Source organism: Cuniculiplasma thermophilum, assembly GCF_052315355.1.
Taxonomy (GTDB): Archaea; Thermoplasmatota; Thermoplasmata; order Thermoplasmatales; family Thermoplasmataceae; genus Cuniculiplasma.
Window position 1 is genome coordinate 1 of sequence record NZ_JBLSDF010000044.1, and the last position, 13,502, is coordinate 13,502.

General features: G+C 37.2%; 14 protein-coding genes. 6 read left to right on the top strand and 8 right to left on the bottom strand.

The features are described 5' to 3' along the window. Positions 1-381: 381 nt before the first annotated feature. Positions 382-837, top strand: a complete 456-nt coding sequence (locus ACNF42_RS07630) for a peptidylprolyl isomerase (protein ID WP_443340173.1) — start codon at positions 382-384, stop codon at positions 835-837. Here the strand turns inward: ACNF42_RS07630 and ACNF42_RS07635 are convergent. From ACNF42_RS07635 to cysS, 3 genes are read right to left on the bottom strand one after another with little or no spacing between them, the layout of a single operon-like run. Further along, entirely contained in the window at positions 831-2,000 is a 1,170-nt protein-coding gene (locus tag ACNF42_RS07635; protein WP_443340158.1) for a nicotinate phosphoribosyltransferase, read from the bottom strand. The two genes, ACNF42_RS07630 and ACNF42_RS07635, sit on opposite strands and share 7 nt — an antisense overlap. Further along, positions 1,987-2,550 carry a cysteine hydrolase family protein gene (locus tag ACNF42_RS07640; RefSeq protein ID WP_443340159.1) on the bottom strand — a complete coding sequence of 188 codons (564 nt, stop codon included), beginning with the start codon at positions 2,548-2,550 and terminating at the stop codon, positions 1,987-1,989. The genes ACNF42_RS07635 and ACNF42_RS07640 overlap by 14 nt, the downstream gene beginning before the upstream one ends. After that, positions 2,525-3,886 (bottom strand): cysteine--tRNA ligase, encoded by a 1,362-nt coding sequence (gene cysS / locus ACNF42_RS07645; protein ID WP_443340160.1) that lies wholly within the window; start codon positions 3,884-3,886, stop codon positions 2,525-2,527. The genes ACNF42_RS07640 and cysS overlap by 26 nt, the downstream gene beginning before the upstream one ends. Before the next feature lie 386 nt (positions 3,887-4,272). Here cysS and ACNF42_RS07650 point away from each other — a divergent pair, with 386 nt between their 5' ends. Genes ACNF42_RS07650 through ACNF42_RS07660 form a run of 3 tightly spaced genes read left to right on the top strand, consistent with a single transcriptional unit; the run spans position 4,273 to position 6,989 of the window. Beyond that, the gene (locus ACNF42_RS07650; protein WP_443340161.1) at positions 4,273-4,818 is read left to right on the top strand and encodes a hypothetical protein; all 546 of its coding nucleotides are present in this window, start codon (positions 4,273-4,275) and stop codon (positions 4,816-4,818) included. Then, positions 4,818-5,969 carry an SPFH domain-containing protein gene (locus ACNF42_RS07655; protein ID WP_443340162.1) on the top strand — a complete coding sequence of 384 codons (1,152 nt, stop codon included), beginning with the start codon at positions 4,818-4,820 and terminating at the stop codon, positions 5,967-5,969. The genes ACNF42_RS07650 and ACNF42_RS07655 overlap by 1 nt, the downstream gene beginning before the upstream one ends. A gap of 9 nt (positions 5,970-5,978) precedes the next feature. Then, on the top strand, positions 5,979-6,989 hold the full coding sequence (locus ACNF42_RS07660) for a zinc ribbon domain-containing protein (RefSeq protein ID WP_443340163.1): 1,011 nt from the start codon (positions 5,979-5,981) through the stop codon (positions 6,987-6,989). Here the strand turns inward: ACNF42_RS07660 and ACNF42_RS07665 are convergent, their stop codons facing one another. Both ACNF42_RS07665 and ACNF42_RS07670 read right to left on the bottom strand, forming a co-directional pair. After that, on the bottom strand, positions 6,990-7,625 hold the full coding sequence (locus ACNF42_RS07665; RefSeq protein ID WP_443340164.1) for an alpha/beta fold hydrolase: 636 nt from the start codon (positions 7,623-7,625) through the stop codon (positions 6,990-6,992). Between the two features lie 9 nt (positions 7,626-7,634). After that, a complete protein-coding gene (locus tag ACNF42_RS07670; RefSeq protein WP_443340165.1) occupies positions 7,635-8,609 on the bottom strand; it encodes a glycosyltransferase family 2 protein in 975 nt (324 codons plus the stop codon). 199 nt (positions 8,610-8,808) lie between these two features. Here ACNF42_RS07670 and ACNF42_RS07675 point away from each other — a divergent pair, with 199 nt between their 5' ends. Continuing rightward, a complete protein-coding gene (locus ACNF42_RS07675; protein ID WP_443340167.1) occupies positions 8,809-10,116 on the top strand; it encodes an FAD-dependent oxidoreductase in 1,308 nt (435 codons plus the stop codon). Here the strand turns inward: ACNF42_RS07675 and ACNF42_RS07680 are convergent. From ACNF42_RS07680 to ACNF42_RS07690, 3 genes are all read right to left on the bottom strand, one after another. After that, complete coding sequence (locus tag ACNF42_RS07680; protein WP_443340169.1) at positions 10,085-10,732, bottom strand: histidine phosphatase family protein; 648 nt, start codon at positions 10,730-10,732, stop codon at positions 10,085-10,087. The two genes, ACNF42_RS07675 and ACNF42_RS07680, sit on opposite strands and share 32 nt — an antisense overlap. A gap of 42 nt (positions 10,733-10,774) precedes the next feature. Next, complete coding sequence (locus ACNF42_RS07685) at positions 10,775-11,149, bottom strand: DUF2004 domain-containing protein (protein ID WP_443340170.1); 375 nt, start codon at positions 11,147-11,149, stop codon at positions 10,775-10,777. A 248-nt stretch (positions 11,150-11,397) separates the two neighbouring features. Further along, complete coding sequence (locus tag ACNF42_RS07690) at positions 11,398-12,120, bottom strand: J domain-containing protein (RefSeq protein ID WP_443340171.1); 723 nt, start codon at positions 12,118-12,120, stop codon at positions 11,398-11,400. Between the two features lie 173 nt (positions 12,121-12,293). Between ACNF42_RS07690 and ACNF42_RS07695 the strand changes: the two genes are divergently transcribed. Next, a complete protein-coding gene (locus tag ACNF42_RS07695; RefSeq protein ID WP_443340172.1) occupies positions 12,294-13,325 on the top strand; it encodes an SLAC1 family transporter in 1,032 nt (343 codons plus the stop codon). The last annotated feature ends 177 nt before the right edge of the window (positions 13,326-13,502 follow it).

The window sequence follows — 13,502 nt, forward strand, 5'->3', positions numbered from 1 at the left end:
TCAGATCATTTATCTTTCCGTATCTTGTTCCTAGGTCTCTCTCATAATATCCATTCCTCGATCCGTCGTGATCCTCAAGGAATGCCTGTATCTCTCCCTTCATGAGAGATTCCATGAACTCCTTCACTGTCTTCCTTACAATTTCCCATATCTTTTTATCAAACTCTTCCATTATTCATTGCCTCCTTGGGTTGTTCTTAGGAGGCATCCTTTTATGTTTCATGAAATTTATCCATTGTTGATGGAGTCATTTCATTTGTACTTACACAAAATTCGGGATACTATCATATATTTGTAACAAATTGAATTTAAGAAGCTGCATCTTTCATTTAAAATCATGAAAATCCTTTATAATAAAGCAAACATAATGTGATGATAAAAATGAAAATAGCTACATTTGAGACTACAATGGGGACCTTCAAGGTTCAGCTAGATGATAAAGAGATGCCAATTACAGCTGGTAATTTTATAAAACTTGCAGAAAAGGGCTTTTACAACGGAACTATCTTTCACAGGGTTATAGACAATTTCATGGTACAGGGTGGAGACCCAACTGGAACAGGAATGGGTGGCCCGGGTTATACCATAAAGGATGAATTTTCAAAAAATAATCATAATAAAAAAGGGACAATTTCAATGGCAAATGCGGGACCAAATACTGGAGGAAGCCAATTTTTTATAAATCTCGTTGATAATCTCTATCTCGACGGAAAACATCCAGTATTTGGACACGTAATTGAAGGCATGGAAGTTGTGCAGAAAATGGGAAAAGCGAAGACAGATAGAAATGACAGACCATTAATAGATATAAAAATAATTAAATGCACAATTCAATGATAGTTGATCATTTCCATAGCACGGGAGATACATCTATTTCTTGATTCAAGTGGTGTATCCCTTTTATTTATATTCCCATTTTCTATAAATTTTGTAAGTAGTGATTCCATTGACGCCCCATGGCACTCCTTTTTACTTCCATAGGGGGTGATCAATATTTTTTTGCATTCTTTACACATTAATACGTCTTTTTTGCCCGAGAACTTCCCCTTCTTTGCTATGGGATAATTACCTACCTGAACTATATCCATGGCGAAGTCCTGGGTCTTGCCCGAAGCTATGGAGGTTCCGATCCCAAAGGCATCGGCACCTGCATCTTTTAATTCCTTAATTTGTTCCTTTTTGATTCCTCCAGAAACCATTATCTTAATATTGGTATATCCTCGTAAATTCAATTCCCATCTTACTTCTCTTACTATAGCTGGGAAGTTTCCTCGTCTGGAAGAGTGAGTATCTAACCTTAAAAAATCAATTTCTGGAAATTTCTCTGCAGCTTCTATTGCTTTAATCTTTTCATCCCCAAAGGTATCAATTAAAAGTGTTCTGGAGCCTTTCGGATAATTATCGTTAATATACTTCCATGCAACATCCTCTCCCAAAAGAATCGCTATGGAGTGTGGCATGGTACCAACAGGTTTGAGGCCTATTGCCTCCGCCCCTAGAATACCAGATACCCCTGCTGCCCCTCCTATGTAGGCTGCTCTGTCTATCATGGGAGAAATGGCCGGATGCATTCTCCTTATACCAAAAGAAAAGAACTCTTTTGGATAACATTCCATAAATACCCTGGTAGATTCTGTACTAATACCTGTTGATTGACATAGCATACCAAGAATTGCGGTTTCATAAACCATAATATCTGAATATTTTCCCTCGATCACCAAAAAGGGTATTGGCCTTCCGTTGCTATCCCTTGGTGATATGATCGTGCCTTCAGGTATTGCCCACAGATTTATGGGCTTGCCTTCAAGTAGATTTAAAACTTCCTGTAATCCAGTGAAAGTTACCCATTCGTCATTTGATGACAGAGTAACTTCAACCACCACATTATCATCTGATGATTTAGCCTTAACCAGGTCCTCATTCCTGCTGAAATAAACGTCACTTGCCTTTCCTTCAAGTATTTCTTCTTCTGTCGCAATGTAAAATTTACCTTTCCACATAGATATCCTCGAATTCCCTTAGTGAGATTACCTTTACGCCGTAAATTGTCTTCATCCTTTCAACTGCATCCCTATGATTTTTTTGTTCTATGCTTGTACAGAGGTCTTCAATCAGGCTGATACTATATCCCCTGAAGAATGCACCTGCAACAGTATGTTGGACACATATATCTGTACTTATGCCGCTTATATACAACCTTCCTATCCCTCTCGCTCGCAAATAACCGTCCAGATCAGAATCAAAAAAAGCGTCGTAGTGTCTTTTCGGTATAATCCTTGAAGCAAATCTTGAAAGATCACCATACAGTTCTGAACCCTTTGTTCCATCCAGGCAGTGTTCACCCCATATTTTGAACTCGGGGTCATTAACTATATGGGCATCTCTTGTCATTACAATCTCAATTTTTCCATATAATTTCTCCACAATTTCCCTTGTTTCATTGGCTATTTTGACTGCCCTATCACTGCCGAATTTACCATCAACAAAATCACCCACAAGATCTATTACGACTAGTGCCGCATTTTCATTGTTTAAACCATGTGACATCATTTCCACTGTCCTCCACGGTTATTCCTGATTCAGAAAGAGCTTTCCTTATCCAGTCGGATTCCTTATACATCTTTTTTTCCTTCAATGTTCTTCTTAATTCTAACATACTTTCAATGCTATCCGACTTCATTTGAACTACTGTATTATCCCTAACCACTCCTAATACCTCTTGAGCTATTTTAAATGCCTCCCTTAAGTTTATCACTTCTTCTTCATCAAGTTCATCATGCTTGAATATCTCTGAAGCAATCTCGCCTAGTGTTACAAGAACCATTCTTGTATTAAAATTATCATCCAGGTAACCTAAAAGCGTTTTCAGGAAATCCTTTGCCCTCAGTTTGCCATTGCCAATCCTAATGGAGTTTAGTTTGGCAAGTGCACGATTCAGGTACATGACATTTTGTGCTGATTGTTCCATTAAATCCCACGAAAAATCCATTTCGGAAGAGTAGTTAGAAGATAGAAACATATATCTGACTACTTCCTTTGAATATCTTTCCAGAACTTCCCTTGCTGAAATTCCGTTGTTGAGTGATTTTGACATCTTTTCTCCATTTATTCTAATTAACCCAGAATAGGTCCATGTTTTGCATACGTTTGAATTACCCTTTATGCATCTCAGTAAGGCAAGCTCAGATTCATTATGTGGGAATTTCAGATCTGCACCAGCTCCGTGGATGTCAAGAACTGCACCAATATATCTTCTTATGATGGCACTATCCTCAATATGCCATCCTGGCCTCCCCTCACCCCATGGTGAGTTCCAATATGGTTCACCAGACTTCCTGAACTTCCACAAAACAAAGTCTCTTGGGTCCTCCTTCAAATCAGATACCTGAGCTCTCTTACCAGAGACTTGCTTTTCAGCCACCTGTTTTGAAAGAACCCCATATTCTTTGTCCATCCAAACCCTGAAATATACCCCATCTGGAAGACGATATACATAACCTCTCTTATCAAGCACTTTTATCATTGTAATTATGTCCTTTATTGATCTGGTGGCCCTTGCATAAAAACTAACAGAATCAATACCGGCCCTACGCATTAGAGATATATACTCCTCTGTGTATTTCTCCGATAATTTTATTGCGTCCTCATTTGTCTCTATGGCCTTATTGATAATTTTATCGTCCACATCTGTAATGTTTTGGATATACAGAACGGAAAAACCAGAATATCTCAGATACTTTACCATTGAGTCGTAAATTATATATGTTTTTAAATGACCAAGATGGGGTGTGTCATAAACCGTGGGCCCACATACATATACCTTGAGGGTATTGGACTTGTTTTTTAGAACTGTGTAACTGCCGGTGAGTTCATTCCATATTCTCATACATGAGTATTACCTTAAGAGTTTAAGATAGTTTCTATGTGAGTGCATAACTAATTTGTTCAGTTCAAAAAGTACTATAGATTAAAGGTCGTGAATACATATCTTAGGATAGGAAAAGATTATTCATAATTAATATGTCATTAATTTCAATGATGATGTTGAGTAAGGTTTTTGTAAGACCAGTCTGAGAAATCCATAAAAATCCTGAAATTCTATGGAAAATGAGTTTTTGTGATTTAAAATGCTTCTCTTGGATGGGAAGTATGGCTATCTATCATCCCAATTCTACATTTTCATCAACCTGGTTCCATGATAACCTATGAATGGAAGAATGAAGCACATTTGATGTCTAAATCTTTAAATAAAAAATTCCCATGATATACTCAATGACTGAGAATAGCGGGAATGATATTCGCAACAAAGTTGAGAATGATCGCTCCCTTCTTAAGAAGATTGAATTATTTATTCCGGGATTTTCTGGATACAGGGAAAAGGAAGATATAAGGTCTGCTGACGAATTACTCAGGAGTCAGCTGGCTAAGATGGTTGACGAGTCCACCAACAATTTGAAGGATTTGCGGCAGAATCTGGTTAATTGCTTCAAGCTTGAACCTCTTAACCAATTGGGTACTCTGATTTCAAATGCTGAATCTCTAAAAAATATTATTGTGGATGCTGAGCAGGGTTATTCAGGTATCGCCTTTTCCATTCAGATTGACGATAGAACCCTTGACAATCTCTACGAATATGACTATGGAATTCTTTCTTCCCTGGATAAACTTATCAAAATGACAGAAAGCGCAGAGAATCTTTGCGATGAAGACACAGTACAAATTGTGAATGCATTTAATAATATGAATGATGCAATTAAGCAGGCAAGGCAATACTGGAATATGAGAATTGAAAGTGTTGAAAATATTAAGGTGAAATAATGTTTGGTAAGAAATCCAAAGATATACCCTACTCAGGGGGAAGTGTGGCAGGATCCATAACTATTGCTTGGGAGACCCAATTTAAAGAGGGGAACTCTATGTGGAAAGTTCCCAGGCTCATAAGGCTTAACGATAATATTGTGGTCAGAGAGGATGAAACGGCGGTCTTCTATCGGGATGGAAAGGTCTTAACTTACTTTGATAAACCCGGAAGATATGCTCTTACAGATTTCAATGCCCCGGTTGTTGGAGAATTGCTGAAGTTCTTCACTGGTGTGCAGCAACAGGCCGAAGTCTATTATCTTCAGAGAAGAGTGATGGATGGAAAATATGGAAGTGAATCACCATATCAGTTTTCCGATCCCACTTTTGGAATTGTAAATCTAAGGGTTTTTGGAGAATACAGATGGAAAATTTCTGACCCCGGTCAGTTTATTAATCAGTTTGTGGGGACTTTCAATGCAGCCACATCTGCTGATGTAGAATCGAGACTGAGAGAACAGATAGTTCTTTTGATTTACACGACCATAGGAAAGATGAAGGAAAACGGAATTAAGGTTACTGATCTTCCAGCGAATCTTCCCACCATTGAGCAGGCAGTACTTGGTCTCTCAACCCAGAATTTCCAGCAGTATGGTATTGAAATAGACAAGCTACAGGGCATAAACATAACTCTGCCAGATGAAGTGCAAAAAGCCATCGATACAAGATCCGAAATGTCTGTGCTTGGTGTGAATTATTTACAGTACCAGGCAGGTCAGGCCATGGTGGACGCTTCAAAGAATCCCAATGGTTTTGCAGGACTTGGAGCAGGAATGGGCGTGGGAATGGGCGCTGGTGCTGGTGTGGGATATGCCATGTCTGGTCCCCTGATGCAGGGAGCACAGCAACAGACAAAACCGTGTCCAAAGTGCGGATCAATTATACCTGCTTCATCTGCCTTCTGCCCGAACTGCGGATTTGATATGAGGAGCAGTCAAACGAATACAATAAAATGCCCAAAATGTGGTGCCAATATACCGGCTGGTTCTAAATTCTGTCCTGAATGTGGCCAATCACTTTCTGTACCACAGACAGTGAAATGCCCTAAATGCGGAGCAGAAAGCCCTGCAGGTACTAAATTCTGCCCAGAGTGCGGAGAAAAATTGTGAGGTGAATGAATGTTTTGTATAAAATGTGGAACGCAACTACCAGATGATGCAAAGTTTTGTTCGAAATGTGGAACTCCAGTTTCCGGTCAGAGTAATTCTCAGACAGGAACTCAGGATAAAAACGACAGGCAGACCATAGCATCTGCCTCGGTTACTGAACTTAAATGCCCAGGATGTGGTGCCCCGATTAAACCAATTGAGGGCGAAACCGTTGTAACATGCGAATACTGTGGTACCAGTGTTAGTCTTAATATAAATGGTTGGCAAAATGTCTCAAAACATACCATGCTTTTGCTGAAACTTGAGGACACTTCCTCTCTGAGAGAAACCATAAAGAAACATATGGATCATGGGTTGTTTGGTAAACATATATTCGAGGAATCCAAGGAGGAGGATTTGAGCCTAACATATGTCCCATACTGGATAGTCCCTGTTTCCTCAACAACAACGTATAAGTACCTGAGTATTGCCTCAGAGTTGGGAAACCTGGCTCTCGATGCTGCTGTAATGGGAGCAATGGATGAAGGTATGAATCGTGGAGGTATGGGTGGAGGAATGATAGATGGTATGATGATAGGCGGGATGATGGGTGGAGGTATGATGGGACCCAATAATTCAGTGAGAGGTGGAACCCTTGCAAATAATTACAACTTCCCTGTGGTTGCCATAAAGGGGAACGATAAACTCCAACCTAAAAATTACAAAATGCCACTGGATCAAAGGGTTCCCTATGACAAGAATAAGATAATGCCCAGTATCAAGGTATTAAATGGTGACGTTGACGAGGAAACGGCAAAGGAATTAAGCAAGACTTATGTTGCCAGGGAGCAGGAGGAGATGGTAAGGCAGAAATATCATCACATAGAAAGTTTGAACACACAGTCTTCCGCATCTACGCCTGAACTTATTCACGTTCCGGTATGGGTTGGAAAATACTCACATAAAAAGAATGAATACTCCATAGCCATAGACGCCTCAACAGGGAGTGTGTTAAATAGCGATATTGAAAAAATTAAGTGATCACTTTTCTGTGATGAAATTATTCACGATTTTAAAAAATTTAGAGGGCTTATCCAGATAGACCGGATGACCCGCACCTTTTACTACCTCTAATTTGCTTCCGTGATCCTTTATAATTTTATCCTTTACATTAGAGAGTGGTGAGATATCATCCTTTTCTCCCCAAATGAACAGTTTAGACACTTGGATTTTCCCTATATCTATATTATTAAACCACGCAGGTCCCACTAGTATTAGTTTTTCAAACCTCTCGGGATATAGGGATGCACTAAGTAGTGCCATTCCGCCCCCCATTGAAGGACCTAGAAGTACAGCTTTTGTCAAATGCAATGCATCCATGAGTTCCTTAACGAAGTATTTTGCATTACTGATATCCCCTCGTTTTATGGTGAATTCCTCTATGTCAGAAGAATTACCAAAACCAGGATAATCCGGGGCGAAAACAGAAAAGCCCAGGTCATTAAAATTTTTAAAAGCACCTATATCCAACCAGTTCTTGGATGAGAAAGAATAACCATGCAGCATTATTATGCTTCCCTTGGGATTGTCTATCTTTGATTCCCTTAAAAATAACTCCTTATTCTTAATTTTAATTTTTGTATCCATAACCATTTTTTCACCCATTCTGAATGCCATATTATGGCATTACCTTTTCTTAATTTTGTATTCACTTATATACATCGTCTTCAGAATTCCCCTCCTGATGACCTCAGGAGATTTCAATGCATATTTTATGAGTTTATTTAGGGTTGCCCCAAAGGGAACCCAATCATAACCCTGCGGTAAATCGACAAATTCAAATTTCTCTATGCCTAGGGTGAAAAGGTTTATTGAATTTTTTAAAAAATTTGACCATGAAATTGCGTAATCAGACAGATTAGAATCCTTCAATAGAGAAGCAGATATCAAGGAATCCTGGTAAGCCTGATTAAAAAATTTTAAACCTCTTGAAATGAAATCCTCAAAATTTACTCCACTAATATTCGAAGCACTCTCATGAACGGTATAATTTGTAAGAGTCTGATTATCCTGATAAAAATACTTCCCATTCAGGAGAGAAATCTGAAAGAGGAATGTGTCCATCACCAGACCCACTCGCTTCATCTGGTCGGTGTAATCCATTAGTATGTCCTTCCTAAATGCCATTGAACTTGTATTATAGTACATTTTATACCGATGCATTTGATCTAATGTTTGAGAATCGATCTTATCAATAAATAGACTATTTTTTGAACTCTTTCCTTTAAGTCCTTTTCCTATGGTCTCTCCCTTAGCGTTTACCTTTATCATATCGTTATGGTAATAGTCAAGACCCTTCTTCTCAAACAATTTCATCACATGATTAATCTTATCCTTTTCAAAGTAGTCATCATCTTCAAGTATGAAAATAACATCTCCGGATGCTTCTGAGAGCCCCCTTGCGATCTTTGTTCCTAAGGGATCGGCATGTTCCAGAATATTTACTGCATTCATGGATTCGATTATCCTGTCTATATTCTCATCAGAATAGTTTTTAACGACAAGTATTTCAGTAGAATCTGATCCTTCTCTAACAGATTTTACAGCTCTGGTGACGAAATCCTTTCTATAATGGACCGGGATTATGACGGAGCTCTTCACATCTGTTTATTCAACAAAATTATTAATTAATTTATAAAAATTTTTTTTATTGATGGAGTCCTTCTTTTCCAATGGATGAAATATTAATTTTTCCGCACTAAAATGATATATGGATTTAATAACAGGATTTGAAGATTCATATTTAAGTTGGTGTGGTTTAAAGTCATTGTTTTTAAGTGAAGAAACCATAATACTACTCATGAGGCTTATAGTCATTGGTGGTGGAGCTTCTGGTATGGCAGCAGCTTCTAAGGCCAAAAGATTGAAGAAGGACCTTGAGGTAATTGTTGTAGAGAAGGAAAATTTTGTATCTTATGCAGAGTGTGGTATACCTTACTATCTAGGAGGTTACTTTGAGGATTATAAAAAACTGCTCCATTACCCAATAGAGGAGTTTACACAAAAAAGAGGAATAAAAATTATGCAGAATACGTCTGTAAATTCCGTTTTACCTTGGGAAAATGCCCTATTATTGGGTGATGGCACAAAACTGGATTTTGATTATCTCGTCATTGCCACCGGTGCATCAGCCATTGGACATCAATTTGGAAATATTGAACAGGTATTCACTCTCAGAACACTTGAAAGTGCCATAAAGGCAAAGGAACAGATGAAAGGTAACAATGTATGCGTTGTTGGAGATGGCGTCCTGGGAATGGAAATTGCATCTGAAATGATAAACTCTGGGAAGGAGGTAACAATTATTTCTAAACACACCCGGCTTTTCACAAAGATGGACGAGGAGATTACCGCTGATATGATTAAGGAATTTGAGAAAAGAGTTCACGTTATTCTTAATGAACAGGTAAAGATGATTCAAAAGAAAGGAGATAAGGTCATACTTTCGTTGAATATGGGTGACTTACAATTTGATTCTGTCATTTATGCAATAGGAATTAAACCAAATACTGAATTTCTTAAAGAATCTGGAATTGATATTGATGACAGAGGCCTGATCAAGACAGATAGAAATATGAGAACTAACATAAAAAACATTTACGCAGTAGGAGACTGCGCTACAAGTTATAATAGAATTACAGGAAAGAGGGACTGGCATCCACTGGCTCAGGTTGCCAATAAGATGGGCAGGGTTGCAGGATCATGTATAGGCGGATCAGAAATGACATTTAGGGGTGCCCTCAATACTACTCTTGTGAAGATTATGAATTACGAGCTTGGATTTACAGGACTTAGTGAAAAGGAGGCATCCTTAAATGGTTTCAAAGTGAAGAGTATAAATGTGACAGCAAAGAGCAGGGCTGAGTATTACCCTGGCGGTGAAAAAATACACTTGAAGATTCTCTACGATGAAGAAACAATGAAGCTTTTGGGGGCACAGATATGTGGAAAGGATGGGGCAGCATGGAGACTAAATACCCTTGAGACGGCCATTTATGCGGGTATGACAACCGAAGAACTATTTTATAACGACCTTGGGTACACACCACCATTCGGTCCTGTATGGGACCCCATAATTATAGGGGCAAGCCTTTCCATGAGGGATTAATATGGGAATACCAATCTTCCCTCATGTTTATGGAGATCGTTGGAACAAACTTTTCTCCGTTCATGGATAAACCCAGCAATGCGCAGTTCTTAAAAGTCTTAGTTTTTATTGTTTTCATTCCAAGGTAAATGTCTGCAAAGGCCCACATCACACCACCATGCGTTACCACCAGGGTTCTTTTTCCTTTATTTTCTTCGATTATTTCATCAAAAGCCCTTTTGACCCTCTCATAGAATAAATTGGACGGTTCTACATCAGGCAGATGATCAATTTTACCTGAAGTTGGAAAGTCCATCTCAATTCCAAATTTTTTCTTTATGCCCTCTGTGTCAAGACCTTCCAGAGATTTTAGATTTCTTTCAACCAAATGGGTATTTAGTGTGAATTGTTTTGGATTTGTTCTGTCAAGTACAATTTCTGCAGTGTGAACACATCTCTTCAGAGGACTGGAAATAATAACTTCAGGATTTAACACTTTTATCTTCTCTGAAATTTTCACTGCCTGCTCAATGCCAGTTTCATTTATATCCGCGTCTTCGTGATTATACCAGTAACCCTTAGAGTTGGCTGTGGTCTCTCCATGTCTGAGTATGAATAAATTCCCGTATGTGATCAACGTTGACCCAAAACTTTCATCCCTCTTAAAATTTGTTGAATGTTAAATATAGTTCCAGAGCTTATCCTGCCAAAGGTCATACTCCTCTTTCAGGTTTTGGATCCTAATAGTGATGAACTCTTCTTTCTTTGATTCCTCTTCATACATATTCATGAGTGAATTATAATCCATATGTGATAATTTATCAAATTCTTCCCTTATTTCTTCTTCATTTTTTGGGTGCAATCTGTTAATTTTTTTACCTGTGAAAAGTACTTTGTAAAAGATCTTCTCTTCCAAGGTCACCCTAAATATACGCCACTGCAAGTTGAACTTAGAGTAAAAATAATTTCCTGTCAAATTTCCCAATGCTTCAACTAATCTGGTATCATTTTCCTTATCATTCAGTTGGAATGATATCTCCACTCCTTTTTCCATTTTGTTAACCTCTCAAATACATACCTTCATTACTTATTATTATGACCTTATTCTGATCATATGATTCCTATTGGATCAGAGAAGACTATTACATAGAAAAATAAAAACAAAAAATATCTCCTTGCATGAAACAATTAATTTTCCCGGTCTCTTCGAGAATGATGCTAATTACATGTTACAGTTATATGAATCGAAGAAAAATCATAAATCTAATTTGTATTCTTAACAAAGTAATGCAAAGTTAACAATTAATACTTCTCAAATTTCCCTTCAAAATACTCATAAGCTTCATTAATTTCTTGCATTTTTAACTCTCTTGACTTACGTTCATCTTCTGAACCAAGATCAGGGTGGTATCTCTTAACCAGATCCCTGTATTTTTTCCTAATGATCTCAAAATCATCAGTCACATCCATCTCAAGAATCTCAAAATACCTCTTTTCAAGAATATTTTTTTCATTTCCGGTCTCCTCAATTTTGAGTTCATCCCAAAAATTAATATTGCTCGATTCATAGAAAATTGAAAGTGATCTTACAGTGAGTGGAATTCCAAGATTTTGAATCACATTATTAAGCAAATTTATTTTTTCCTTCCTAACGAATCTCTTTTCTGTTTCATCAACGTATGTGAAGAAGAACCCATCAGATTTTGTTTTCCCCTGGTAAAAAATTAGAATTCCAAAAGAATTCATGAATCTTTGCCTTTTGAAGAAAAGCTTTATCTTTCCATAGTTGTTGAAAATTCCACCTCTGTAAAGATTTTTTCTTACCAGCAGGATTCCATTTACCATAGCATTATCTAAGGTTTTTCCGTCAAATTTGACTGATTCGTCCTCAAGCCAATACATAAAGATACTTTCTCTTAACTTATTATCTCGAAATTGAGATAGATCTATGTCAATACTAATTCTATCTATATCGACTTCAGCTGTTTTGATTCTATTAAAGAATGAGGCATCAATCCTCTCCATGAATACTTAGATATAATCATAGCATCATTTAAAAGCCTAATTGTTAATTTAACAATCTAAAAATAAGAATTTAAGGATTTAGATTCGCAGGTCATAATTCCAAATTGATTTCTTACTATATGCTTGAATTTACCATATAGAAAGAATTTATAGAAAACTGAAATGCTCCATAGATGCGTATAAGGAACTTCGAACCATTGGAACTGCTTCCTATAGTTATCGGAAACATGAGTATTGCAGTTTCACTTTTCGTCATAGGCCAGGTTTTTAAAAATTCCATAATTAACCTTGCAAGTGAAGCTATCTTCATCGCTGTTACAGTTGCATATATAGTCTCACTCATCACTATTCTATTCAGTTATTTGATGAAAAAGAATTCTCTGAGTAAAGACCTTAAGAATCCTCCAAGGTTAAGTTTGATGGCATTCGGAGGCATAACATTCTACGCAGCCGGTTTTTTCTATATAACTTACTTTGGTCTAAACCATCTAAGCGCAGAATTTATTTCGTTTGTTTTTATTGTGGTTTGGTTATTTATCTTTTTCATAAATCTCAAAAATGCCCTTCTTATATATAACGGGGAATTCAAAATCACAGAATTAAATTATCTACTGATAATTCCTTCCATAGTATTAGGTGCTGGCATTGTTATTACCTCAGTTCTAATTCCATATGATTTTTTATTCGGCGAAGTTCAAATAGGTTTTACAGTATATATTTTAAGTATTATGGGCTTTGGCATATCAGTAATCCAGTTTTTCCTCCTCTCAAGTTTTTCGCTCTATTCTGGCGTTTTAAATCAAACGGGAATAAAGAAAGCAGGAACAACTATGATACCACTTGGGGCAGCAAGCATCATAATACTCAATTTACTGCTATTTCCATCATTTAACAACCTCCGCATACTTTATTTTCCTAACAAATTAAGTATTGATCTATCCGTAATGTTCTGGGGCTTTGAGGTTTTTGTCATGATTACAGCGCTTTGGTTGGCCATAAAAACCATAAAGAGTAATCACGATATTACAGTATGGGCCTTTGTTTTTCCTGTGGGAATTTCAATATTCAGTGATTATTTATTGCTAATTGCCACCAACTTTATAATGTTCAAAGTCTCGATCATAATTGTTTCATTTGTGCTCTATATTATGTATGTCTATTCTGTATTCCATACTATTAATTATGTCAAGAAATCAAATACATAGATTATTAGTTTTTCGTACAATCCTAATAATATAAGATGGTTCTTCCCACTTTCATGTGGGTAATTTTATCTAATGCTTTGATATATTATTTAATGGACGAATGCCAGCTCTATTCAACATTGCTAGAACTTAAATCACCCTGGAAGGTTGAGAATGTTTCCCTCAATTCTGTGAAGA